Below are 1011 nucleotides of genomic sequence, written 5' to 3' on the forward strand. Positions count from 1 at the left end.
GGGCGGTCGATGACAGCGTGAGGCACACCGTCGGGCTTAGGGCCATAATCTCGTCTGAGGTCAGCGGTGTCGAGCTTGTTGAGCTCCATCATGGACAGGTAGTAGTCCAGGAAGTCGTCGTATCGCTCGATCACTTCGCCGCGCACCCAGGAGACGGTACCCGCTGCTGGGGTGCCGGGCTTTCCCATGAGAGCGACGTCGATCGACTCCAGTGAGGCGGCTACGGGGAAGTGGTCGGCGGCGATGACACCTCCGGCGGCCATGGCCTCAATGCACTCGTCCAGCTCCAGCTGGGTCTGGCCGGCCTCGTGCAGCTCGCCGCCCAGCAGGTCGGAGGTGGAGAAGGCCGTCATGTCCAGGTAGAAGTAGGGCCAGCCGTTGGAGGCCAGGAGGAATCCGCGGTAGGACTCCGGCAGACGGAAACCCAGCTGAGCCTCGGTGCTGGCCACAGTCTCCTCCGTGGCATGCACGTGCGGAACGGCGTAGTTCCATATGCCTTTCCAATCGGCCTCCATCCGCGCCTGGACGATCATCCACCCCCAGCCGATGTAGTCCGGCCACGTAAACTCCCGCCTCCCCTGACTAGCTTCACCGGCGGCGCCAGTAGCCTGATCAGTCATGTCTCATTCCCTTTCCCCGCGAAGGAATATCGTCGGTTTGTATCCTACAGGATAGCGATTGTTCTGTCCCCCCAGACTGGAGTTCACCTTGGGTGACATCGGCTGCCACTCGTGCGGCTCTGGGCCTCGCCCCCATCCGGTGTCAGGAACATGGCCGGCAACTTTGCCACCCGAATACAATTCGGGATGTGCTTTCTTTTCACGTGCCGCTGCAGCCTTTGCCTCTTGGGCAAGAGAACTCTTTGTGGTGGCGACTCTCCCGGTTTTTGACAGTGCACCGGCTTCAAGTGCTCGGTTGCAGCCGGCAACGTAATCGTCAAGCTCTTTAAGCTCAGCAGCTGTCGCGTTCTTAGGAGGATAGAAGACGACCGGGCCGCTCATTGGGTCGCTT

General features: G+C 61.2%; 1 protein-coding gene and 1 pseudogene. Both read right to left on the bottom strand.

Features of this window, described 5'->3' with window-relative positions; all coding sequences use genetic code 11:
* Positions 1-620: SMI1/KNR4 family protein (locus tag HMPREF3165_RS08125; RefSeq protein ID WP_070512310.1), on the bottom strand; the 620-nt coding region annotated here is incomplete at its 3' end.
* A 3-nt stretch (positions 621-623) separates the two neighbouring features.
* Positions 624-1011 (bottom strand): annotated as a pseudogene (locus tag HMPREF3165_RS13510) (hypothetical protein); the annotation flags it as partial.

Source organism: Actinomyces sp. HMSC08A09, from assembly GCF_001807465.1.
Taxonomy (GTDB): Bacteria; Actinomycetota; Actinomycetes; order Actinomycetales; family Actinomycetaceae; genus Actinomyces; species Actinomyces oris.